17 protein-coding genes are annotated in these 25,143 nt (G+C 55.3%); 13 read left to right on the forward strand and 4 right to left on the reverse strand.

Going from position 1 to position 25,143, the window contains the following annotated elements; all coding sequences use genetic code 11:
- Positions 1-139 precede the first annotated feature (139 nt).
- From K239x_RS04245 to K239x_RS04275, 7 genes are all read left to right on the forward strand, one after another.
- Positions 140-1,642, forward strand: coding sequence for a MotA/TolQ/ExbB proton channel family protein (locus tag K239x_RS04245; RefSeq protein WP_145416405.1), 1,503 nt, complete (start codon positions 140-142; stop codon positions 1,640-1,642).
- Complete coding sequence (locus K239x_RS04250; RefSeq protein ID WP_145416406.1) at positions 1,639-3,915, forward strand: RodZ family helix-turn-helix domain-containing protein; 2,277 nt, start codon at positions 1,639-1,641, stop codon at positions 3,913-3,915. Before K239x_RS04245 ends, K239x_RS04250 begins: the two co-directional genes overlap by 4 nt.
- Positions 3,912-4,952, forward strand: a complete 1,041-nt coding sequence (locus K239x_RS04255) for a hypothetical protein (protein ID WP_145416407.1) — start codon at positions 3,912-3,914, stop codon at positions 4,950-4,952. The genes K239x_RS04250 and K239x_RS04255 overlap by 4 nt, the downstream gene beginning before the upstream one ends.
- A gap of 451 nt (positions 4,953-5,403) precedes the next feature.
- Positions 5,404-6,813: an arylsulfatase gene (locus K239x_RS04260; RefSeq protein ID WP_145416408.1), complete on the forward strand. Its 1,410-nt coding sequence runs from the start codon at positions 5,404-5,406 to the stop codon at positions 6,811-6,813.
- 47 nt (positions 6,814-6,860) lie between these two features.
- The gene (locus K239x_RS04265; protein ID WP_145416409.1) at positions 6,861-7,064 is read left to right on the forward strand and encodes a hypothetical protein; all 204 of its coding nucleotides are present in this window, start codon (positions 6,861-6,863) and stop codon (positions 7,062-7,064) included.
- 58 nt (positions 7,065-7,122) lie between these two features.
- Positions 7,123-9,435 (forward strand): hypothetical protein, encoded by a 2,313-nt coding sequence (locus K239x_RS04270; RefSeq protein ID WP_145416410.1) that lies wholly within the window; start codon positions 7,123-7,125, stop codon positions 9,433-9,435.
- A 188-nt stretch (positions 9,436-9,623) separates the two neighbouring features.
- Positions 9,624-10,538, forward strand: coding sequence for an endonuclease/exonuclease/phosphatase family protein (locus K239x_RS04275; RefSeq protein ID WP_145416411.1), 915 nt, complete (start codon positions 9,624-9,626; stop codon positions 10,536-10,538).
- Positions 10,539-10,551: 13 nt separating this feature from the next.
- On the opposite strand, the gene K239x_RS04280 is transcribed toward K239x_RS04275, so the two are convergent.
- The 4 genes from K239x_RS04280 to K239x_RS04295 all read right to left on the reverse strand — a co-directional run bounded on the left by K239x_RS04280 (position 10,552) and on the right by K239x_RS04295 (position 18,197).
- The gene (locus K239x_RS04280) at positions 10,552-13,242 is read right to left on the reverse strand and encodes a prenyltransferase/squalene oxidase repeat-containing protein (protein ID WP_419190049.1); all 2,691 of its coding nucleotides are present in this window, start codon (positions 13,240-13,242) and stop codon (positions 10,552-10,554) included.
- A 109-nt stretch (positions 13,243-13,351) separates the two neighbouring features.
- Positions 13,352-13,774 (reverse strand): ExbD/TolR family protein, encoded by a 423-nt coding sequence (locus K239x_RS04285; RefSeq protein ID WP_145416413.1) that lies wholly within the window; start codon positions 13,772-13,774, stop codon positions 13,352-13,354.
- A gap of 2 nt (positions 13,775-13,776) precedes the next feature.
- Positions 13,777-14,778, reverse strand: coding sequence for a MotA/TolQ/ExbB proton channel family protein (locus K239x_RS04290; RefSeq protein ID WP_419189656.1), 1,002 nt, complete (start codon positions 14,776-14,778; stop codon positions 13,777-13,779).
- Positions 14,779-14,855: 77 nt separating this feature from the next.
- On the reverse strand, positions 14,856-18,197 hold the full coding sequence (locus tag K239x_RS04295) for a tetratricopeptide repeat protein (protein ID WP_145416414.1): 3,342 nt from the start codon (positions 18,195-18,197) through the stop codon (positions 14,856-14,858).
- Positions 18,198-18,715: 518 nt separating this feature from the next.
- Between K239x_RS04295 and K239x_RS04300 the strand changes: the two genes are divergently transcribed.
- From K239x_RS04300 to K239x_RS04325, 6 genes are all read left to right on the forward strand, one after another.
- Positions 18,716-19,705 carry an NAD-dependent epimerase/dehydratase family protein gene (locus K239x_RS04300; protein WP_145416415.1) on the forward strand — a complete coding sequence of 330 codons (990 nt, stop codon included), beginning with the start codon at positions 18,716-18,718 and terminating at the stop codon, positions 19,703-19,705.
- 473 nt (positions 19,706-20,178) lie between these two features.
- Complete coding sequence (locus K239x_RS28250; protein WP_419189657.1) at positions 20,179-20,511, forward strand: hypothetical protein; 333 nt, start codon at positions 20,179-20,181, stop codon at positions 20,509-20,511.
- 113 nt (positions 20,512-20,624) lie between these two features.
- Positions 20,625-21,785, forward strand: coding sequence for a hypothetical protein (locus tag K239x_RS04310; protein ID WP_145416416.1), 1,161 nt, complete (start codon positions 20,625-20,627; stop codon positions 21,783-21,785).
- Between the two features lie 456 nt (positions 21,786-22,241).
- The gene (locus K239x_RS04315) at positions 22,242-23,270 is read left to right on the forward strand and encodes a DUF1559 domain-containing protein (protein ID WP_145422138.1); all 1,029 of its coding nucleotides are present in this window, start codon (positions 22,242-22,244) and stop codon (positions 23,268-23,270) included.
- 53 nt (positions 23,271-23,323) lie between these two features.
- Positions 23,324-23,773, forward strand: coding sequence for a hypothetical protein (locus tag K239x_RS04320; RefSeq protein WP_145416417.1), 450 nt, complete (start codon positions 23,324-23,326; stop codon positions 23,771-23,773).
- A complete protein-coding gene (locus tag K239x_RS04325) occupies positions 23,770-25,128 on the forward strand; it encodes an outer membrane protein assembly factor BamB family protein (protein ID WP_145416418.1) in 1,359 nt (452 codons plus the stop codon). Before K239x_RS04320 ends, K239x_RS04325 begins: the two co-directional genes overlap by 4 nt.
- The last annotated feature ends 15 nt before the right edge of the window (positions 25,129-25,143 follow it).

A 25,143-nucleotide genomic window follows, 5' to 3' on the forward strand; every position in this document is an offset into this window, starting at 1 on the left:
GACGATTAAGTCAAGTTCGCCGGTCGTAACGGTCGATCTGGTGATCTGCGGCTGTCTGTCGGCAATCAGGTTGCAGACGCTGCGCCAAATCTGAAGCAACGAGTTTTGAAGTATATAGGCCGCACCTAAAAGGTTCGACATGGTCAGTGGAAACGACGAACACTCCTCGGCAATCCCATCGGACAGCAATCACGCCGTTGGCGGTTCTTTGAAAAAGAACCCTTGGGCACTCAGTGACGACGCCTCGGGAAATTCGCTGCAAAGTGATTCCGTAGACGACAACGTCGTGTCGCAAGCCGGCAGTCTTGGTGGCGGTCTCTTGCCCCTCGTCGCCGGCGGCGTCGTGTCGATCTTGTTTTATGGCATTGTGCACGTCGTCCCGTGGCAACCACTGGAGCGGTACTTCTTGGGTCACCCGGTCGCTATCGCTGCGACCATTTTGTTTTGGGTTGCGACCGCGATCCTGTTGTTCAAATGGTGGTACGTCAATCAGCAGTGGAATTATCTGCACGCGATTCGTGACCGCGATTTGATCCCTCCGCAGTCGGATTCGACTCCGGCTGACAAATGGATCGCCGACAACGACGCTGGTTTCGTGGCACGTCGTTGGATGGCAACCATCGCGGCACTTCCCGCAGCCAGTCGCGCCAGCCAGTTAGTCCATCGCATCGAAGAATTGTTAACCAGGCAATCGCAACGCGGCACGTCCAAACACCTCGCCGATGACCTTCGCGAACTCTCAGGACGCGATGCCGATGCGGCTCACGATTCACTTGGCTTGGTTCGGATCATTGTCTGGGCCATTCCGATGCTCGGTTTTTTGGGCACGGTGATCGGGATCACGCAAACGCTTGGTGGTTTGGACTTTACCGATGGTACCGGCGCCGTGGATCGACTCAAAAGCGGGTTGTATGTCGCGTTTGATACGACCGCACTGGGATTGGTGCTGTCAGTCCTGGCGATCTTTATTCAGTTTCCAATCGAACGCAGCGAACAGCAGTTGTTGGCCACGATCGATCATCGCGTAGGTCACCTGATTTCGGCTTGTCTGCCCAGCGATGATGCTGTCGACAATCAAGTTTCGTTGGTCGCCGATTTGTGCAGCGGCATTAAAGCGGCCGTCGCGGAATCACTGGCGTCGCAAGCATCGCTTTGGCAAAAGACGATCGATGAAGCACACCAGACTTGGCAGGAAGTGCAATCTAACAACGCGAACCTGATTGCCGAAGCATTCCAAGGGACGCTGGCACCGGCGCTAAAGTCTCACGCTAGTGTGATGGCGCAATCCTCGGCGGTGACAACGACGACGCTGCAAAAGCAGACACAGCTTTGGGAGCAAACGATGACGACCAACGCGGCCGCGCTTGCGAACCATCATCAAAAAATGATCAAGCAGTGCGAACAGCTCGCCAGCGTTTCGACTCAGTCCAAAGCCATCACCACCTTGCAGCAGTCACTCGATACCAACTTGGAACGACTAGACGCCACTAACCGCGGCATCGATCGCAGTGTGGCGGCCGCAGCCGGTGAAGGCATGGCAGACGCGATGCGAACTTTGGCGCGAGCCGTGGACATTCTTTCGGCCCAGATGCCGGATGGAAAAAACGCAGCCAACCAAATTGTTCAAAGGCGTGCCGCATGAGTTCGCGACGCCGCAAAGCACTCTCGCCGTCGCTCTTTCCGTTTCTAGCTGTGTTGGTTTGCACGCTGGGCACGCTGATATTGCTGCTTGCGCTCGTTTCGCAAAACGCCGCAACCGCAGCGACTCAACAGGCCGAAGCGAAGCAAGCTGCCGAGTCAAAGTTGGCGGAAAAGACCGAGCCCGTTGTGCCACGCATGTCCGGAACCACGGCTGCTTCGTTGATCGCCGAAGAAGCGTTTCGCGTTGAGCAATTGGTTTCGTTTCGCGCCGAGCAAACTGCCGACATGGAACGCCGCCGAGATCAGCTGGGTCAGGTCGAATCGCACATGCAGCGTATCAAGGCAGAACTGAAACAGCTTAGTGATCAAGCCGACATTGCCACCGGCGAAACAGTGGCTTCGGAAGTCGATTCTGCGGAGCTAGAACGATTGCGGGCCAAGGAAAAAGCGGAGTCCGAGTCATTGGCGAAACTTACCGCAGACGGCACAGCCAAGGCGCCTCTGGTGGCATTGATTCCGCACAAAGGTCCCAATGGCACGGATCGACGACCGGTGTACTTGGAGTGTACTGCCGAGGGGCTGACGATTTGGCCCGAAGGTTCCAAGCTAACATCGACTCACTTGGAGGAGTCTGTCAGCGGAGCAAATCCGCTGGACGAAGCTTTGAAAGTGGTTCGCAACCATGTGATGCAAAACTACGGCGATGCGGTCCCACCGTATCCACTGTTGGTTGTTCGGCCCGATGGCATTGATACCTACGCGGCGGCCCGAATCGCCCTGCAAGACTGGGACGATCAGTTTGGCTACGAATTGGTTCCTGACGATGTCAATTTGGCTTACGGAACACCGGATCCATCTCTCAAGAAACGCGTCGACGAAGCGATTCGTGCGGCGGTCATCGATCAGCACGGTATGCGGGCGCTTGCTCAACGTGCCAAAAGTGGATTCGGACGCAGTCGGTACGGGCAAAGCGGGGCCATCGAAAGCAACAAGCGTTACCCGCGTCTGTCGGCCGCCGACATGGACCGCCGTGGTCGTTCGAGCGGGTTCAATGACCATCGCGATTTTAGTTCCAACGGTTCACTTTCCAGCGGCCGCTCGGGATCCCACTTTGGAGACAATCAAGGTAGTTCTGGGGCCGATATCGCAGAAGCTTTGGATCGTCGATTGCGTGAAGCAGCCGGCGAGCTTCAAGACGGAACCGGGATTAGTCAGAATCCTTACGCTGGCAGCAACGGACTTTCGCAGTCGCAATCTTCGTCCAGCACTCTTGGTGGTGATCAATCTGCCACGAATCAAAGCACGCAAAACCAGTCTGCTCGCAATCAAGCCACGCTGAATCCAGAAGCTGGTACTGCACTGGCTGCTTTGGGCGACCACATGCCCGAATCCTACCGTCGCGATGGCGTGCGGCCCAACCAGTTCGTCGACCCCAACACCGCGCGTGATGGAATGCTGAAACGACAGCCCAATCCATTCTCCTTGGGGGATGGACCGCAAAACGATCTGGCGGGCGGGCCGTCCGCGGATCAACCTAACGGTGCTCCGTCGAATCAGCAGTCACCCAGTGGCGGTGCTGAAGCTCCTTCTGACTTGGCGATGCTTCCGCCATCACATCAGGGAACGCCATCAAACAACTTTCGGATGCCGCCCTCCGCGTCGACTTCAAATCAGTCCATACCGAACCAGCCAGCTCCTGGGGGCGCGATGGGTGAATCCGGTGCCAATGCCTCGCAGCCGTCACTTTCGATGAATGATTCGGCGAAGCCATCGTTTGATGAATTGGCCCGCCAAGCAGAAATGGCGCAGCGAGCAGCTGAACAAGCCGCTGCCCAAGGATCGATGGATTCGCAAAATCAAAACCGAAATCAATCAGCCACTCGCGAGATGGCTACTCCCGATCGACAGCAGTGGGCATTGCCACGAAGCGTCGCGGCGTCGCGCGGCAATTCGATTGTGCGTACCATTCGCGTGCAGTGTTTCCCCGGGCGACTTGTTTTGGTTGCATCGGCACGCGGTGGTGCAACGGAAATGTTTGGCCTGGCCGACGACGATATGAATCGAGCAACGATCGAACTTGCCAGCGCGGTTCGCGATCGCATCGAACGCTGGGGAGCTGCACTTCCTGGTGGTCGCTGGCAGCCAAGGTTGGATGTCGAAGTCATGTCGGGCGGCGAAGACCGCTACTACCAGCTTCAGCGACTGATGTCTGATAGCGGAGTCGACGTCGTCGGCCGCCGCAGTGAAACATCGTCGACGGGAGGTTCCCAATGAGTCGTCGCAGAAGATCCACCCTGGAAATGGGACACGATTCCTTTTTGGATATCGTCGCGAATCTGGTCGGCATCTTGATCATCTTGGTGGTCATTTTGGGCACGCAGTCCCAAGCCGTGCTTCAGAGTGTCCAAGATACTCAAGAAGAGGAGCAAGCCGATGCGCCGGAGGCAACGTTTGCCACCGAGCAGCAGTTGACGGCCTTGGCATCGCACACGATGCGCGCCCAAGCTGCCCAAGCGGACTCGAATCGTTTCGAGAAGAAAATTCTTCTGATGGATGACGAACTGGAGGCTCGCAAACGGCAACGCGGCATGCTGCTGGATCTCCTTGCCCAGGCCAAGCTGGCGTACGAAGACATTAAGAAAAAATCGGACGCGGACAAGACACGAATTGCCGCGCAGCAAGCCGAAGTGCAATCGCTGATGAGCCGTATTTCGGATATTTCTGCGAAACGAAATCGTCTGGAAAGCGAAAAACAACCTGTCGTTGCGGTCGAACATTTGCCCACGCCCATGGCGAAGACGGTGTTTGGCGAGGAATTGCATTTTCGTTTGAAAGGGAATCGTCTCTCGTTGGTGCCGGTTGAAAAGCTGCTTGTAGAAATACGGCGTGACTTCGCACGTGCAGCCGCAGGACCACGCGATGGCAGAATCGATGCAGCGGTGGGACCCGTTCGCGGCTATGTGGCGAGATACATCATGGACAAACAACGCAAAATGGTTTCCAACGGTCGCGGTGTTTCGCCCGGGACGCAAATTCAATTAGTGCGAATGAAAGTGGAACCTTTGTCGGAGCCCTACGGTGAGCCGATTGAATCGGTGCTCAGCGGTGGCCAGATGCTGGACGTTGAACTTGCGGGGCGAAAACCTAATGCAACAACGATTACCGTATGGGTCTATCCGGACAGTTTTGCGGCATTCCGTCGCTTGAAAGAGCATCTCTACGCCAAAGGCTTTGCGACCGCGGCAAGGCCGTTGCCAATGGATCGGAGCATTACCGGCGGTCCTCAAGGCAGTCGTAGCGCCGCGCAGTAATCGTCGCAGCAGGTTGTAACGACAGCACGATTGTCGTCGCAGCGCGGCATCGAAGCCGTTGGCTATTTGTGCAACAGTGAAGATGCTTTCAGGGCTTTTCGTTGAAAGCATATTGGCCTAGTGGTTTGGTCTTGGCCCTGCGGAATGCAAGTTTGGTCAGTTCAAATTTGGTGTGTGCAAAGGGCGAAGGTTGCAGATTCTAGCCAGTATCGGTTCTCCAAATTGCAATCGTCATGTTATTGATTTAGTTGGGGGCTGATGGATTCCAGGTGCGGATCCTATCCGTCCGAATCGATGGATAGCCCCGTGGTGTGGGGGCCGATTATGACTGCATACTGTCATCGAAACCGAACTCGTTCGCTTTTCTCAGGTCGGCAAGACCTGCCGGACGCCAATGGTTAGAATTGATGGACTTCGATTTTCTAGTCTTATGACCCCACCAGCGACTTCCATGCTTCGATCTATCGCTCTGCTCACGTTGACGGCCTTTGTTTTGGCGGGACAAGCTGACGCCGCCCAACCCAACATCGTTTACATCTTGCTTGACGACGCCGGCTATGGTGACCTGTCTTGCTACGGGCAGCAAAAGTTTAAGACGCCCAATATCGACCGGATTGCCGCCGAGGGCATGAAGTTCACTGATCACTACAGCGGAAGTACTGTCTGTGCGCCGACCCGCTGTTCGTTGCTGACCGGCCTGCACACGGGGCACACGTTTGTACGCGGAAATCGCGAAGTCAAACCCGAAGGCCAAGCGGCCATGCCAGCGGAGATCATCACGATCCCGCGCCTGCTGCGTGACGCTGGCTACAAGACCGGTGCGTTCGGAAAATGGGGGCTTGGGTCGCCAGGTTCGACAAGTGATCCGGTGGAGCATTTTGACGAATTCTACGGCTACAACTGCCAGCGTGAAGCGCACAACTACTACCCCGATCACTTGTGGCACAACGCAGAACGAGTCCCCATGGATGGCAAGACTTATTCGGCAACCTTGATTCACGAGCAAGCCATTGGGTTCATTCGTGACAACAAAGATGGGCCCTTCTTTGCGTTTTTGCCCACACCGATTCCACACGCGGCGATGCACGCACCGGAAGAATTCAATCAGCCGTTTCGTAAGAAGTTTGCTCAGTTTGAGGACACTATCGGGAAATACAGCGGGCCTGAAGTCAAAAATCCCATCGCAGCCTTTGCCGGGATGATGACGTTGGTGGATCAGCAGGTCGGCGAAGTCTTGGACGTGCTGGAGGAACTTGGCATTGCTGACAATACCTTGGTGATGTTGACCAGTGACAATGGGCCACACAAAGAAGGCGGCCATGATCCAGTGTTTTTCGACAGCAACGGACCGCTGCAGGGTTTCAAGCGAGACCTTTACGAAGGTGGGATTCGGGCGCCGTTGTTGGCACGTTGGCCCGGAACGATCAAGCCAGGAACTGTCTCGGACCACGTTTCGGCTCACTGGGATATGTTGCCCACGTTCTGTGCGTTGGCGGGAGTGAAAGTGCCGGCCAAAACAGACGGCATTTCGATGGTTCCGACGCTCATGAGCGATCCTCAAAATCAACCTGCCCATCAATATCTCTACTGGGAGTTTTATGAACGTGGCGGCAAGCGTGCTGTCCGTTTCGGCGACTGGAAAGCCGTGCAGTTGAACTTGAACAAGGATCCCAACGCACCGATTCAGCTGTATCACCTGCCCAGTGACGTGGCAGAATCCAACGACGTGGCGGCGAAGCACCCAAAGCTGGTTGAGAAAGCGAAGTCGTTTTTCAAAGACGCCCACGTGCCTTCACAGTTCTGGAAATTTGGCCGACCGCAAAAGAAGCAAAAGAACGCCAAGCAGAAGTCCGCAGCGTAACCGCGCGGCAATTTTTCTTTTGACCCGTTCTGCAGAATAGAAAACCCATGTTCGCTAGTCATCTCTTGGGGCTTACCCTGCTCGTCGCCACCGCTAGTTTTGTGCTGGGGGTGTTCGTGGCGTACGCGGTATGGGGATACCGTTCCTTTGAAGTCCAAGACCTAGAAGCGTCAATCACCGCTTCGCGGGCTAAAGCGGTTCGATTGCGTGAAGAACAATCACGGTTGCACGCTCGACTACAGGAAGCGTAAACGCGCTTCGTTTGTCGTACTTCTCTCTTCAATATCCTGCCAAGCTGGGATCGATCTTATGACGCTCCAACGACTCTACGATTCGCTGACGCCGCTGGGTTTCTACTCTCTCATCGTTGGCGTCGCCTTTCTGTTGGGCGCGTTTTTGGGCTGGTGTTTGTGGTGGAGAAAGTCGCGGCAGCTTCGACAGACACAGGAGCTTTGCAAAGCAGCGGATGCTGAAGTGGATGGTTTGCGTTCCGCCAATCACGAGCTCACTGCCAGAGTTCAGCAAGCCGCGCGGCAGTCCGAACAGGCACTCAAAGCCAAAAGCGTCAACCAACATGAACGGGTGAGCCAGGTTGGATTGCAGGACAATACCCAGACAAAAAACATGGCTTGGGTGCCATTAGACGCATCGGCAGCACTGGAGCCGTTGACGTTTGTTGACAACGACGAACCCAATTCGGATTGGTCCAGCGTGGACGGAGTCGACGAGCGACTATCGGCGGAATTGAAGTTGATGGGCGTGCGAAATGAGCAGCAACTCCAAGAGTTGACGCCGCAACAACGCCGACTCTTCGATGCCAAGTTGGCTCGCAAGCAGCTGCGTTGGACTTGGAAAGATGACGAACCGCAATCGCAATTGCCACAAGAAGGTGCTGGACTTGCCGCTGCCCAGATGGGCTGTGATACGGCGAGCGGTGAGGGGCCAAGCGGTAGTGCGATGAGCGGAGCTGGGGTGGCAGGAACTGGGTTGGCAGGGGCCGGAATCGCTGCTGGCGTCGTCGCAGCGGTCGGGTTGTCCCATTCCGGCCAGTCGGATCACGGTCAGCAGGGTGCTTCGGCTGATGACAAACCTGAAAGCGCTTCTTCGACCAGTTCTGCGACAACAGCAGTCGGTGCGACACCGTTCGCATCATCAACAGCCGCTGTATCTTGGTTTGCCAATTCATTCTTGTCCGGAAGCAACCGGCTTCAGCGTCCGCCACACGTTTCATCTGCACGGGCAGCTGCACCGGCACAGCCGGCTGTGAGCAGCGTTGGCTCGTCAGCTGTTTCTGGCGTCACGTCTTCGCCTGAGTCTGACGAGGTTGCGGAAGTTCAATCGGCAGATGATCAACCGGATTTGAGCGATGACGAACTAAAGCATCTGGTCGCATCGTTGAACCTGTCAGACACCACGGATCCGGCAACCGATTGGCGAACGGTCACGGACATTGATCCGCTGTTGGCCGCTGAACTAGAGCGTTTGGAGATTCAAAACTGCGATCAGTTGAGCGGACTGAAGGATGACGGCCGAAAGCGTCTGCAGCAGTATCTCGATTCGCGAGGGATCCAAGCGGACATTGATCAAGTTATTTCGCAGGCTTCTTCGGAAACAAGCTGGCCACCTGAAACAAAAATTGCAGGTTTTTCTTCGGGCACGGGAATGACTGACGCGGGAATGTCGACCTCTGAATCTTCGGGCATGCAAACGCCAGCCGCGCAGATGTCCGCTAACGACGGACACACGACGCAGCGGCTATCTGACTTGGTTGCCGACGCTCCCAATGAAATGCCGGTCTTTGCAACCGAAGTGCCTCGCGTCAAAGATGATTTGACTTTGCTGGACGGGATAAATTCCATCGAAGCTGAAGAGCTGCATCGAATGGGGATTCACAATTTTGATCAGCTGCACGATTTGTCCAGCGACGATCGGCACCGTTTGAAGGCATGGTTTCGCCGCCGCGGATGGTACTTGGACATGGACCAGTGGCGTATCGCGTCGGAGGGCAACACATTGAACCCGACTTTGGAAGAGATCCAAAAGAAAGCCTTCGAGGTTTACCAGCACCGCGAGCGCGCGGGTCGACACGGAGCGGAAAACACCGACTGGGAACAGGCTGAATGGTCACTACGCGGCAATCCAATTTTTGACTACGGGGTTCCTCATCACGTTGACTATTTCGTCGAAACGGTGGATGGAATTACGCCCGCGGCGTGCGATGAACTGTACCGAATGGGGCTCTACAACATGCAGGAGATCCAGGCGTTGGATATTCATTCGCGTCGCTTATTGACTCGCTGGTTTGCTGGGCCGCGATTCAAGGTGGATTTGACCGCAGCTTTCGGTTGGCTCAGTTCGCTGGAGACGGTCCCCCACGAAAAAGATTTTGGGTTCGTGTTTTCGCAACGGCCAGATCATGTTGACGACCTTTCGGATATCAACGGTGTCGGGCCTGCAACGGAACGAGACCTAAATCGAATTGGGATTTATCATTTCAGCCAAGTGGCACAGTGGAGTGATTCCAACGTGCAGGCTATTCGCGAAACACTGAATCTGGGCGACCGAATTGAGAAAGACATGTGGGTCGTTCAGGCACAACGACTGTCAAACCATCAAGGTTAGCGATCCCACCCGTGGATCCGTGCTAAGAATTCAGCAGTTTTTCCAAGGACGCCAGTGTGACTGAGAACCGATCGAGAGAGGTCGACGCAGGCCCGGGTAACACATCACGTTCGGCAGCGAGTTTGAAATTCGTCGGATTTTTAAAGCGACGACTCATAACGGTTTCGCTGCTATTGATTTGTGTTTTGATGATGACGACCATCGCGACTTTGTTTTCGCGGGTCAATTGGCTGGCCGATCTATGTGCCAATCTGCGTGTTCAACAAATGATCGCGCTGGTGCCGTTGACCATTGTCGTTGTGCTTTTTCGGCGTTGGAGTTGGTTCGCGATTTGCATGGTATTGGTGGCAGTGCACGTGCCGGCATTTCGGACCGCTTGGAAAGTTCCTCCTGCCGGTGGCGTCCAGGGATCCAAAATTGTCGTGATGACAGCGAATGTTTGGACGCCAAATTCACAGCACGAATTGATTGTTCAGCAAATTCGTGACGCCGACCCCGACGTTTTCACAGTTCTGGAATTGGGGACGCCTCTAAAGCTCCGCTTAGAAAAGGAACTGGCGGCTCTGTATCCTCATCAGTTTGCGTTTCCGCAAGACGACGGGAATTTTGGAATTGGGCTGTATTCCAAGCATCCCTTGGAGGGCACAACTTCATTTGCGTTGAACAACGATAGAGTTTTGTCGCTTGCCGCGACGGTGATGGTTGATTCGCGTAGGTACCGTGTGTTTGCTACCCATCCATTGCCGCCGAAAGATGCGAGCAATTTTCAGAGCCGCAATACCCACTTGGACCAGCTTGCCGCGAAAGTTCGTTTGCAACAGGAGTCAGACGACGACGTGTCCGTGATCATCATGGGGGATCTTAATTTGACCCCTTGGTCACCGCTGTTTGACCGGTTTCAGGCGGATACGCAGACACATCGAGCGAGTTGTGGCAACGGGATCACACCGACTTGGTATGCCCACGCTGATGCTTCTTTTCCGTTTGGTTTAGTACTGGATCACGTTTTAACCAGTGATGATCTTCGTTGCGATTCGTACCGCGTCGGACCTGCGATTGGCTCGGATCACCGCGCCGTAATCGTCAGTTTGTCAGGCCAGTAGTTTCGCGAAAGCGTTACTCGGCGGTGTCTTCGTAGATTGGCAGGTGCCGATAGTAAACTTCCAGATTTAGCAGGTTCATGGTGGTGACGTACAAGCGACCTGCATGCGGACTCCAGCGGTCGGGGACGGGGCCACGCGGGTCCCAGCTTCCTGCTTGCTGGCCAGTTTTGATTTGCCCCTGCAGCAACATCGGATTGAGGTAGCTGTTCCATTTTTTCCAGTGGTCGCCTCCCATATGAAACATGACTTGGGTGGCATAGTACCAGTAGTAGCCGTCTCGTTTAGGCGCGAGGTTGGTTCCTAGCTGAGGCGGGGACTCCAGCAAGTAGTCCGCTGCGGAGATCATCGCCGGATTATCGCGACGCCAGCCTGAATACATTCGCATCAACATCCCAACGGCCGTCATGGTCGGTGTTGGATAGCGACCGTGACGTTGTCGGTCCGTGTCCGGTGCGTAGGGGTTGTAACGATATCGGTCGGGACGATCCTTGTTTTGCTGGGCCAAATCCAGCCAAGTGTTGATGCCGTCGTACGTGCTGCGTGGAACTTTCAGGCCCGCTAGTTCACCACTTTTGAGTGACATCATCATCCATCCACTGACGCTGGTGTCACTGCTGACCTGGGGCGTGTAACGCCATCCACCACGCTGGCGATGCTGAGTGGCGATGATGTATTTGAGCGCGTCTTGTGCCGCACCCCGCAGTTCGCGGTCTTGTGTCATTCCATACGCTTCGCTCATTGCCAGAGCTGCGATTCCGTGAGAATACAACGCGACATTGCGGTCGCTTTCGGGGGTCTCGCTGCGATACAAGTTGCCGTTGCTACGCTGGTTGTCCATCAAAAACTTCAAGCCGCGTGAAACGGTATCGGCGTGCTGGTGTTCTAGATGGGTGTAGCCTGCCCCCTGGAACGCCAGCAGGCAAAGTCCGGTCGCGGCGGTATCGCTTCGCAAAAAGACTTCGTCGCCGTGGCCTTGGAGCGACCAGCTACCATCTTCTTTTTGAGTGCTGGCGAGATACGTCAAACCCAGTTCGATGGCCTCTTCGGTTGCAGGTCCTGCCATCCCGGCCGGAGCCGCTGCGGACGCACCTTTGGTCCGCAACACGCGGCGATTGAAAGATTCGACCGCGGCGATCTTGGTTCCGACGGCCGTTGCCGGGCCGCCGACTTTGCGGCGTGGGCGTTGTGCTTGGCTCATTTCAAACGCCGCTATCTCAGGCAGTTCGTCCGATGCGGTCACACCGGGCGACTGGCTGATCATGTCGGCCAATCCGATCGGACCTTCGTCAGCCATGATGTCCAATGCTAGTCCCGCCGATCCTGCATCAACGGGGTTTGACAGGTCTGCCCCGCCCTGCCCTGCTGCGTCTTCATCACGCGCGATGTCCATGATGCCCATGCGATCGGAAACGGAGTCGCTGCGGGCGGTTCCTGCTGTTCCGTTCGACGACGCAGCCATTGCATCTGCAGCAGTCGGAGCCCCGGCGGGGGCAAATCCGCGTCCCCGATCGGCGCGACCGCTGCGACCGGGAGACCGTCGTGATTCGCCTGCTTGAACGTTGGGCGCGCCTGCTCTCGCCGCGAAATCTTTACGCGAATACTCGGCACCGCCTACTGCGGAAGCGTCGCCGTTTTGAGTCGTGATCGATGGAGTTGTTCCCGTTGCGATCTGAGCCCCGACGGTCGCGCTGCTTCGTGTCATCGGAGTATCAACCGGCGAAAGTTGCCGTGTTGCGTCGACGGATTCACGGGCAATCGAAATGCTAGGGGGAGCCGGAGCTGAGCCTGCTGGCCGATTCATGTCACGCCCGAATCGTTGGCGTTGTCGCCGAGTCAGTCCTGCGTCACCGATCACTGGCATGGCTTGGCTGCGGTCGCGAGCAGCCGCGGAAAGCCTGGGGGAGAGATCCGATGGGTTGTCGCTGGGCATCGGCGCGACCGACGCCATCTCGGGACGTGGCGGGGCGCGACGGGCCGCCGAACGCTTTGGCTGCTGATTAGACACCTGCCGTTCGCTGGGGCTGTCGGTCGCTTGCTGTGTCGCTTGTGGATTTAGCTCTGGCACGTCGATCGGCTTGGCGATGGGGCGTGCCTGATTGTTTGGCGAGTCGCGTCGCGCCAGCTTGCCTGGCGAATCGGACGGCATCGGTTTTGCTGGCGTGAACTCCTCACGCTTCATCAGCATCTTCTTCATCGGTCGCGGCGGATCGATTTCTCGCGGTTTGGGCATCTCCAGTTTTGGTTCGCTGCGTTGGACCGGTGGTAACTGGCGTTGTTCGCGCGGGATGACTCGCGAAGCGGTTTGTGTGTCCACCGGTTTTGACCAGTCGGGGGTCTGACGCTGCTCTTGGGGGGCGCGAAACAGATGCTCGGGGACAGTTTTGCGGACAGGTGATCGCTCGGGTTTTTCGCCTTTGGATACGTGTGGCATGAACGTCGAAAAGATCACGACATTGACGGCAAGAATCAGCAACAGCAGGTGTAGGCAGACACTGAACAGCAGTCCCAGCTGCGCTGATTTTTGAACAAACTTGGATGCCACCCGTCGCAAGGCAACCGCCATCGCGAGGGCCAGCAGCGGGACGGCAATCGCGTAGGTCGTTGCGTTGTAAAGCAATCGTGGATCGTCGAACGACAGCTTGTAAGTGACTAGGTAAAGCGTCAATCCAGTCAGCGCCGCGAGCGAAATATCCAGCGGCCACATGCGATCGGATTCGATCGGTGTGCTGTCTGGACGTCGATAGTAGCGGCGTGAGCTCACTGGATCGGTTCTGTTCTCGGTTCGGTTGCGGAGCGGGGTAGCTTGCGGAGTGTTAGCTTGCGGGGCCTTCTTGGGTCGTGACGCTGTAGTCACTGATGCCCGTCCGGTTGCAAACATCCATCACGGACACCACAGGTTGAAACGTGGATGATTGGTCAGCACGGATAACGGCAGTTTGATTGGTTGGGTTTTCGGCGACCGCAACACGCAGCAGGCGTTCAAGCTCCGTCAGTTCGATTTCCTTTCCGCCCAGGTAGATGATGCCTTGTGAATCGATGTCGACAACAATCTCGCGAGGTTTGCCAGTCATCGGAACGGCGCTGGTCGCTTCTGGCAAAACAATGTTCAAGCGACGTTCCTCTTCCTCAAACTCGCTGGTGACCAGAAAGAAAATGAGCAGCAAGAACACGACATCGATCAACGGTGTCAGGCTAAGCGTACCGGCAGCGGTAGAACGTTTGACTTGAACGGCCATGGCTATTCTGTCTTTGCTCCGCGGGCTTGTTGGCTGGTCGCGGACGTTCGCGGTGGCGGAGCAGGCGGGGGCGATGGAGGGTCGACGGTGTTGCCCAGCGGCGCTCCGTTGGCGACGGCTGTGATGCCGCCTTCCATGGCGTGCATGGAACCGTCGACGTCCATCCGTTGTCGGCCAGTGAATCTAGCCAAACCGGGCGCCAGGTCAAACGCCAGTTGTTCGATTTGATGAAACAGTTTGATGACGCGATTTTCCAAATACTGAGCCAATATCGCCGCAGGTATCGCGACGATCAGTCCAGCCAAAGTCGTTACCAATGCCGTGTAGATGCCTTCAGAAAGTTGCTCGCTGCGGCTGCGATCGGCTGTCAGTGTGGTTGATTCGTGAAACGCGACAATCATTCCCCAAACAGTCCCCAAAAGACCCATGAGTGGCGTTGCAGCAGCGGCCAAGTTCAGCCAGCGAATGGTTGATGAATAACGATCGGCTTCTCGTTGAACGGTGTCGGCAGCGGTTCGTTCGATTTCGGCCAGCGGCTGACCGGTACGCAGCATCATCGCGCCAAACACTCGTGCGGCGGGCGATGGATTGTTCAAGCAGGCTTCGTAAGCGATCGCGGGATTGAACTTGTGAATCGGTTCGGTCAAATCTTCCAGTTCTTCGGCAAGTCGTTTGGGCAAGACTTTGTTTTGCCGCAGCGATACCAAACGTTCGACCGCCAAGGTGACAACCAAGAGGCTCATCAAGCCAATCGGGATCATGAACTTGCCTCCACTGGCGATCAGCGAGAGCAAGTCGATGCGGCTCCGCGCGGGCGCTACTGCTTCGGTGCCCGGTTCGCCCTGGTCGTTCATGATGGCCTGGATGTCGGCTGCATCAATACTTTGAGCGTCTTCTTCTTGGGACCAAGTCCAAGAAGCATTGACCGACTCGAATGCGATGATTGCCAGCACTGCTAGCAGCAGAGCGGATCGCAGCGAGTAGTAGAAAGGTTTTTGTTGCACGGGTTTGTCAAACAATGGTTGGACGACCTGGGTATCGCTTAGGTGACGATTAGGAAGACTTGGTTGGCTGAGTGGGGCTATTTCAAAGCGGCCATGCGCTCTTTCGCTTTCGCCATCAGTTCGTGGTCTGCGTGTTTGTCGATCACGTACTGAAAAAACTTTTTGGCAATCTCGCGAGACTTGTTGCGACTGTCGTTTGATCGAGCTTGTTGCATCATCAGTTCGCTACACCGTCCTGCCTCGAAGCCACTTTTGGCTTGCCAGTTTTTGATTTGTTTGGGCGCTTTTTCGGCGCCAAACCCAAACATGACACGCTGGAACTCGGGGATGGCTTTGTCGAACTGTTTTCGGCCAAAATAAACCTCACCCATCATGAATCGGGATCGGGCGGCTGTTTCGTCACGGTACTTCTCTGCGACTTGGCTAAAATACTGCATCGCGCGATCTGGTTGATCCTTTTGCTGGTAAGCAAAACCGATTTCGTAAAACAGTTTTGGTAAGTATCGCGTCGCTGGAAAGCGTGCTTTCAGTTCGTCGTACCAATCGATTGATTCGTCCCACTTTTTCAGTTGCGCGGCACTTTGCCCGCCGTGGAAAAGAATCAATTCGCGGACCTGGCGTTCGGCGGAATCGCGAATCGATTTTGCATTGTCGTCATTTAACTGAATGCGTTTTCGTGCGATTTGATATCTCTTGAGCGCCTGTGCGTAATCTGGTTTGCGAAATTCGCATTCGCCCGCCATCATCATCCCATCGAGGGACAGTTTTCCGTTGGGTTCGTTTTCGGTTTGTTTCTTGAATGCGTCTGCCGCTTGGTTGAACTGTTCGGACTTGAACAGTGACCATCCCAGCCGGTAGTACGACTTTTCGATCAGGCCTTTATCTTTTGACTTGTTCGCAGCAACCGTGAATTGCTTGGCAGCGTCTTTCCAGTTCTCGGCCGCATAGTTTTTCTGACCGATGAAATAGGCCGCTTCGCCAGTGACGCTTGCATCGGGGAACTTCTTAACCAAATCGGCAAACGTCGCGCCGGCTTTTTCTTCATCGCCGGCTTCTCGTAGCGACCAGCCCAGTTCGTAGAGGACTTTGTCCATCGACGGATACTTGGGAACTTGGTCGACGAGCTGTTGCAGGCGGGCTGCCGCGCGTTTTGGCTTGTCTTGTTTCTGGTCGATCAACGCCAGTTCGTATAAAGCGTGCCCCAGATTGTCGTCCTTCGGCTTGTAGGTCAAGAATTCGGTGAGATCTTCGGCGGCGGATTCAAAATCACCCGCGTGTCGACGAGAGATCCCGCGTGCCAACAACGCTTCGTCGCGGATAGGATGTTTGGGGTAATTTCTCAGTACCTCATCCAGCGGTTTCATCGCTTGGCTGTGCTGGTCGCTTTGCATCAGTGACCAGCCTTTGCCATACAGCGCGTAGGGCACTAGTCCTGGATCGACTCTTGAATCGATGATTTGTCCGTACAGCTTGATTGCGCCAGCGTGATCCGCCGCTTCGCTTGCCAGCTGAGCCAGTTTGTAACGAGCTTGATCAGCCATGCGTGAATCTTTGCCTCGCCGGACCAATGCTTCCCACGCCTGCTTGGCGTCCTTCTGTTTACCGGCGGACATCAATGCAGTGCCGGAAAGCAGTTCTGCTTCCTGAGCACGTGGCCACTTCGGGTCGACTTCGGTAACGCGTGCGAACGCCAACGCCGCCTCGCTGTGCATCTTTGACATCAGGTAAGCCTGGCCAATCAGCATCTGCGCTTCGGCCTTCTGTTCGGGCTGCGTCAGTGTTTTGTATTCACTTTTGAGGAGCGCGATCGTATCGTCCGATTTCTTGGCGGAATTGGACGCCAAAGCAGCTCGCAACACCCAGAGCGGACGCTGCATGTTGTCACCGTCGGATTTGCGATTAAGCAGTTGGCGGTATGCTTTCGATGCTTGGGTTGCATTGCCGGTCAGAAGGTTGCCTTCGGCGGCGATGAACTGCACGTCGGGTACCAACTGATCCTTTGGGAACTCGGTCAGGAACTTCTGCGACAGCTCGAGTGCTTTCTTGGCTTGGTTGGTTTGCAAAGCAGAGAACGCAGCGTTGTAGAGTGCACGCGGTGCCAGCGGATCCTTGGGGGCATCGCGATAGACTGATTCAGCGATCGCTACCGAATCGGAAATTTGTGTGGGATCCATGGCCATGGCTTCTGCCAAATCAAGCTTCAGTTCCGTCGCGTAGTCGCCCTTCGCACCTGCATCAATCTGCTTTTTGGCCGTGCTGATCGCTTTGGCCGCGGCGCCTTTGGAGATCAAGATCCGGGTCAACCAGTGTGAAGCTTCGGTCGCAGTTTCGGGATTGTTTTGTTTCAGCACTTCCTCGAAACGGGCAGCGGCTTTGTCTAAGTCACCGCTGCGGTACATGCTTTGCGCTGACGCCAGGATTGCCGTGCCGGCGTACTCGGAATCGGGGAAGTCTTTCTTCAGGCGATCGTAGTTTTTGGCCGCATCGCCTGGGCGGTCTGCTTGGACCATCGCAAAAGCTTGGCGAAAGATCGCGTAACTCTTGTCGTCGTCATTGTCAGCGGATTTGATCGCCGCATCGAATGACTTGATTGCCGCGGGATAGTCCTTGCGAAAGATCATGACGTCACCGCTCCGCAAATGGACGTCGGTGACGAGCCCATCATCGGCACAGCTGCTTAACAACTGTTGAAACGATGCGAGCGCCTTGTCGAACTGTTCGATTTCTTCGTGAGCGATTCCGCGTGCGTACAATGCGTCGCACCTCAGCGGCGACTCTTTGGCATTGGGCAATGCAATCAGCTTGTTGTAAAAATCGATTGCCTTTTTTCGATCGCCCAACCCATACGCCGCTTCGCCGCTGTAGAAAAACGCGCGATCGAGAAACTGGCTTTTGGGTTTTTCTTTTTGAAGCTTCTCGTAAGCTGCGATCGACGCCTTCAATCGATCTTTGTCTCGATTGGGACCTTCTCCGGCGGATGCGTACCAGCACCAGCCTTGGTTCGCCAAACTCTCTTCACGAAGTTCAAACTTTTTGTTTTTCAGTGCTCGTTCAAATGATTTTGCGGCGGCGACGTAGTCCGGCGTGTCTTGCTGCATGTAGCAAACGCCCTGATAGTGGGCTGCTTTGGGTGCCAAGTCGTCGTTGGCGTATTTGGACAAAAACTCTTTCCACGCTTCGATCGCTAAATCAAACGCGCCGTTGGTTTGGAAGTTGGCAGCGTCGGCATATGCGGCAATGGATTCTTCGGTGGACTCTTCGGCGCTGGCTGTCGATAAGTACGACGTCGGTAGGCTTGCGAACAAGGCGATTGCCAGTACCGTCGACAAACTCACTGGCTGGCAGAGAGCCGATTGCCAGGACGACCGCCGAAACAACGAAACCACTAGGTGGTCTACGACTTGATGGAAACGTCTCACGAATTATCTCTGAACGAGCTGGAAAAGTAGGGCACGGAATGTTGGAATTGATCGGGCAGGTGCAAGCTGCCCTGGTACCTTACGGCAAAGCAAATAGTTTAGCCGTGTCATGCAAAAATCGATAGTTCGACGCATAGATTGCCCAGTCCCTAAATTCGCTATCCAGTGCGTTGTGAACCAATTAGTACTGTGACGAATAAGGGACCCCGCGGTCTTCTGTCATCCGCTGCGTCCCGGACGAAGCGGTTCGGCCCCAACAGGTCAGGTTCAAATTGGCCAGGTTCAAACAAACCAGTCCAGCCGCACGTGGCGAATTGTCCGTGTGGGGGCCCAGCGGCGTGAAAATGCTCCTTTTTGAACTCAATTGGCTGTGCTTGCGTAGGACACGCCTCGGTTGTGATGCTCGGTTAACAAAATTGGGTTTACTCTGTGCAGGCAGGGTGCTTCCGAAGGTTTGCCTATCTTTCAACCTTTCCAAGTCATCCGCCCGATCCTCTTTCATTTATTTGTAGGCCAGCGTGAGTTCTATAACTTGTCTCGTTACCGGCGGAGCCGGATTCATTGGGTCGCACCTCACGGAGCGTCTGTTGGAACAAGGTCACCGAGTGATTGTGGTGGACGATCTTTCGACGGGACGAAAAGAGAATCTCGATGGAGTGATTAGTGATCCGAATTTGGAATTCATCGAAGGCTCTGTCGAGGAAAAATCGCTGGTTCACGAACTAGTCGATCGCGCTGATCGTGTTTATCACTTGGCCGCCGCGGTGGGTGTGGCTTTGATCGCCAAGCATCCCATCGAAACCATCGAACGCAATGTCTATCCGACTCAGCTGATTTTGAATCGGCTGGGCGAACGAGCCGAGCGCGGCGATTTGGTCCCCTGTTTCATCGCCAGCACGAGCGAGGTCTACGGCAAGAACCCCAAGGAGATTTGGGAGGAAGAAGACGATCTTGTCTTTGGCGCCACGACCAAACCGCGGTGGAGTTACGGCGTGTCCAAGGCCATCGACGAATTCTTGGCACTGGCGTTTTACAAAGAGAAAAAACTACCGGCTGTCGTGGGGCGATTCTTCAACGTCGTCGGTCCTCGTCAGACAGGTGCGTACGGAATGGTGTTGCCGCGATTCGTCGAAGCGGCCATGGGGGGTGGTGAAATTACGGTGCATGATGACGGCCACCAAGTGCGTTGTTTTGCGCACGTCGATGACGTGGTCGACGCTGTGATGCGATTGGTTGATAAATCGGATGCTGCGGGGCGTGTCTACAACATTGGGAGTGACAAACCCGTTTCGATTCTGGAGCTTGCTGAAAAGGTGATCGCCCGCGTGAACCCCGACGCGACCATCAAATTTCAAACGTATGCGGACGCGTACGACGAATCATTTGAGGATATTCGTCGACGGGTGCCTTGCCTGGACCGAATCGCAGCTACCATCGGCTGGACGCCAACAAGCGATCTTGATGCGATCATTGACGCCGTCGAAAAACACAATCGCGCGGCGATCTAACGCAGCGTCTCGCCCGGCGCAGTTTCGGGGGTAGCCGCTCATTGGTCGCGATCCCTTCACGCACGATCTAGCTGTCTGAAGGATCTCCGGTGGCGACCACACTGAATTTCAGCTTCACCATGATCTACGGATTGGCCAACGCCAGGGATCCATTGTGTTGTTGGAAAGGTTGATCGATTGTAGCTATCCAGTTTGAATCGTGGCACTATCATGTGGGTTGAAGACCACGGAATCAGACGCGGCCGCGGAACTTGTTGTTTTGTCCGTCGAGCTGTGGAGGGTCCTATCGAGAAAAGTTGAGATCAATTTTGGCCAAGAAAAAGCGCATCCCGCATAAATTCCTTCCCTGGATCGACGCTCGCAAGCGATTCAAGCTCTCCGATGCGCACATTCAGATGGCACGCGAATTGGGGCTCAGTCCCAAGCGGTTTAGTCGTTATGCGGATCGGACCAAAGAGCCTTGGAAGCTGCCATTGTCGGAGTTCATCGAATCGCTGTACGTGAAGCAGTTTGGTAAAGAGCGTCCCGACGAAGTCCATAAAATGGAAGATATTGCGGCAGCTCACGTAGAAAAACGCGCTGCACGAAAAGCGGAAAACCTGCTGGAAAAGAATAACCAGGCTGCAGAAGAAGAGCCTGCGAGCACCGAAACGGTGAGTGAAGAGACCAGCACTTCTGAAGCCGACATCAAAACCGAAGCCAGTGAAACGGACGCCAGTGCGGCAGGGACCGAAGTCCCTGAATCGAACGCCGCAGAGGCTGCGGCAGCAGTGAACTCGAGCCAGGATCAAGCTGCATCAGAATGATGAGAGTTTTGGGAACAGCGTAAGTTCGGTTTTTTGCTGCCGGAGCATCGTGGATCTGCGACAATACTCTGTCTGGAAGACTGGCTAGTGTTGTCCTCTCATTGGATCCATCGATGAGTAGTTGTTTCATTGAATCTCTGTGTGTGCGAACTGTTGTCTTTTCGCTGTTCCTGTTCAGCACGCTTCCGGATTGTTTCGCTAGTGATCCGACGGCAGCGTCTCAACAACCTCGTGATCCCCTGGCGATCGAGTTGTTGCAGATGGATTTGGATGCCGCCAAGTCCATCCTGAATCGTCACGACCTGGATGATAATGATTCGATTAGCAAAACCGAACTAGAGCGACTGGGCTGGGAGTACGACCAGCTTGAGCGTTTTGACCTGAATCGTAGCGGCGACCTGCAGTACATCGAAATTGCAATGAAGCTGGGCGATAAGCGGATTGATGACGGAATTGTGCAGATGGATGACACGCTGGCTCGGCGGTACACAGCACAGTACGACGCAAATCGCGATGGCAAACTGAGTCTGGACGAACTGCAGAAAAATACGTTTACCGATCAGTTGGCTGCATTTGATCGCGATAATGACGGGGAATTGAGCTCCCAGGAACTGATCCTTGGCCTGGCGTTTGAAAGACGATTTCGCGATGAGTTGGGCATCAAGGGTTGTGATCAGGGCGGCGCGATGAAATTGATCAATCGCGGCGATCAGAATGGAGACAAGCGGATCGACGCTGATGAACTGCAGGCGGCCGGACTGGCGGACAAGGTCATGAAGTTTGATCGAAACGACGATGCAGAGCTGTCCGTTTCCGAGCTAGCGGAGTGTTTGGCTTCGCGGCGTAAAGACTTGGGCCTGACTCCATCGGATCAACTTCGTGCGCGAGCCATGCTGCGTCAGTTCGATTCGGATCGAGACGGGGCGATTGTCGCTGCGGAACTGCCGGCTTCGATCCTGCAGTCTCCCATTGGCCAAGCTGATAGCAGCGGCGACGGGAAGATATCCGAGCGAGAACTGGAGCGTCATTTCGGCAAGGTTCGAAGGGAGCTCGGATTTGATGACGATGATGCAGGCCGCGCTCGCATCCTGATTCAGCGCAACGACGTTGATGGAAACCAGCGACTCTCTAAGTCGGAAATGACTAGCAGCGGAGCGGACCGAAACAGTCCGCTGTCACCGACCAAGTTGGTTGGAATGGACGACAACAAAGACGGCGAAATCGAATGGCGTGAATTAGCAAGGGCACTGAGTTCGGCCAAACGGAGTCAGTGACCGTCAGTTCAGTAAGTGAAAAAGTTGCGCGCCTGGGCGATCGAAGTCTGCCTTGTGGACTTGCATGAAAATTCGACTTTATGCGATTAGCCCCTTGCGGACTGCGTCGTAGAATATACCTTGTTGACAACGATTCGCATTAACAGTGTGCTCGTTCAGCGAAGCAAGCAATCGGCCCCGGGACATGGTTCCCCTTTCTTTCGGCCTCATAGCCAGCCACGCTCAGCCGCGACTTTTCTTCGGAAGTTAGCTGTGTATTGGGTGGGAATTCTTCCAGGTAAGAGCTTCACTTGCCCCCAATTCACTTTGTGGACTTTCGTAGCGCTGCGGCAAAGTAGCTACAGATTTCGCGAAGCAAGCGACGGTTCGACAGTTTGTCGGTGCCTTTAGCCAGCCACGCAATGGACGGAAACGATCGTGAGTTTCCGATTACGTGACCCTAGAGGAGGACTACGAATGTTGTTTTACAAATTTGCATGCACTGACAGAGCGTCTCAGTCATCGCACCGCCGCGGATTTACGTTGGTGGAATTGCTGGTCGTGATCGCGATCATTGGAATCTTGGTCGGTTTGCTTTTGCCAGCTGTTCAATCGGCAAGAGAAGCCGCCCGTCGGATGAGCTGTTCCAACAATCAGAAGCAATGCGCGTTGGCATTACAAAACTACCACTCGACGTTCAAGCGATTTCCGGGCATCGGAACACAGTCGGAGTCGGCGTTTTCGGTGCTCGCGCAAATCCTGCCCTACGCAGAAAATTCGCAGCTGACAAACCTGATCGACTTCGAGAGTCCGATCTACCACGGCGGCTACTTTTCGCGTTCGATTCACCCGAACAACGAAAAAGCAGCCGGCACACTGGTGCCAATGTTTCGTTGTCCTAGTGATCCGCAAGACGACCGTTTTAGCGAATTTGATTGTGATGCCAGCGCGGGACAGTTCTATCGAGGTACGAACATGACCGTGTCGACGGGTTCGGGGCGTGACGATGCTTGGGACATGCGTAGCAAGACGGACGGTCTGTTCTACTACGGTTCTCGTTCACGGTTTCGAGACATTCTGGACGGCACCAGCCACACCGTCGTGATGGCGGAAACTCTGCTGGGCGACGGCGCAACCCACACGACTCGGCCTGTGCGAGATGATGCGGCCGTTGCTTGGGTCGGGCACGGAGCAGCGACTAACCCGAATGTCGAATCACTGACTGAGGGCCCCGTTTGGGGTTGGTATGGATACCGCGGTTACGCCTGGATATCGGGTAAATCCTATTCCAGCACGTTCAATACCTATCTGCCGCCCAACCCCAAGCACCCCGATGTTTGCCAGCTTGCTTACGGTTGGTTTTCGTCACGCAGCCACCACAGCGGCGGCGTGAATGTGGCGTTGGCTGATGGCAGTGTTCGCTTTGTTACCGAGTCTGTGAACTTGGATTTATGGCAACGCGCCGGAGCGATCGCGGATCTCGAAGTCGCTGATGGAGAGCTGTAATGCGGGAGAAAAACAAGAAGCAATCTGCAGGGGCTGGCCGCTCTGCAGTTGCCATGGCTGTTGGGCTTTTGCTGGCGGGATTGTTAAGCGGATGTGGTTCGGCGGAAGGTCCCCAGGTACAGCGCGTTGCCGTCCACGGCAAAGTAACGCTTGACGGAAAGCCACTCCAAGCAGCCGCGATCGTCTTTCATCAGGAGCAGACATCCGATGACGGATCAGCGATGGTAACGCACGGGATGGTCCAGGATGGGGCCTACCGAATCGATGTCCAAAACGGTCCAGCGGTTGGACTCGCTCGCGTCGAATTCCGCCCCAAGCCTCTCAGTCGTGAAGAAGTGGAAGCTGCGATGGATGAATCCATGAAAGGAAGTCGTCGGCGTGTTCGACCAAGCACCGTTGTCGACATTCCGCAAAAGTACAGTGCGAAGGCGACTCAACTGCGTGTTCAGCTGGCCGACGGCACCGAGAATCAACAGGACTTTCAATTGGATTCCAAGCGATGAACATCAGTCAGAAAAAGTTGGCGCGCCGGCGTGGTGTTTCTCTGCGCGATCCAAGGCGATTGTGCAGCGTATCGCTGTTGGCGTTGTGCATTGCTGTTTGCGGGCAGGCTAACGTTCGCGGCCAGGAGACGGTGGCTAGTTGGTCTGCGTTTCAGAACGGTGGTCATCTGGAGGTTTCGTTGGATGCTCTGGCAACTCGGTGGTCTCCAGACAAAAACATTGCCTGGATATCGCCCATCGAGGGCTATGGTCAATCGACACCGGTCATCGCCGACGGGCAAATTTATGTCACTTCGGTAAGCGGTGCTGAGCGGCAAAAGTACCACTTGGCTGCTTTCGGTCTAAGCGATGGCGAAAAGATCTGGCAGCGTGATTTCGATAATCCAACCGTCGCCAAGAACACTCCGATGACCAGCCGAGCGGCACCGTCACCGATAGCGGACTCGGGCGGGTGCATTGCGTTCTTTGAAGGGGGCGTGGTCGTCTCGTTGAACCAAGACGGCGAGATGAGATGGAGCCGCAACTTGGTGGTCGACTACGGACCCATTGAAGCAAGGCACGGATTGTCTGCTTCGCTGGAGCAAGATGAGCAACGTGTGTTTGTCTGGATCGAACGCTCGGATTCGCCGTACCTGTTGGCTCTGGACAAAACGAGCGGGGAGAATTTGTGGAAGGTTGACGGGTTGGGTTCGACCAGTTGGTCTTCGCCCCGATTGATTCCCACTTCGCAGGGCGACCATTTGGTTTGCAGTGCCAGCGGCAAGATTGTTGGCATCGAACCGAAAACCGGTCGTCGGCTCTGGGAATTCACGGACATTGCTGCGAACACGTCCTGTACGCCGGTCCCAGCTGGCTTGGGCCGCTTTTTGATCGGAGCTTCGGACGGTCGCGGCGAAGAGGCAAGCGGAGCAGGCGCCAGGCACAATGGCGTTGTCGAAATCAAGCACGATGGCGAAAAATACTCGGCGTCCTATCGGTGGAATGCCCAGAAAGCGACCAGCAGTTTTGGGAGCCCGATTGTCGCGTTGGATGCGGCCTGGATCGTCAACCGAACCGGAGTTCTCTATCAGTTGGATCTGGAAACTGGCAAGCGGCTAGCCATCAATCGGACGAGTGCCGGCGGCATCTGGGCGACGCCCTTGGTCGCCGGGAAGCACCTGTACCTTTTTGGTTCCAAAGGGACAACAGCCGTGATTTCGCTCGAAGACGGCAAGGAGGTTACGGCCAATCGGCTCTGGGATTCCGGCAACGGAGATTCGGCATCGGGCGGAGTACTTTACGCGGCTGCGGCAGTTGGGCCGTATCTGATTTTACGTCGTGGCGATCGGCTTTACGCCGTAAAAAACTTGCCTTGATTCAAACCTCCATTC

It is taken from the genome of Stieleria marina, assembly GCA_007741555.1.
In the GTDB taxonomy this organism is placed as follows: domain Bacteria; phylum Planctomycetota; class Planctomycetia; order Pirellulales; family Pirellulaceae; genus K23-9.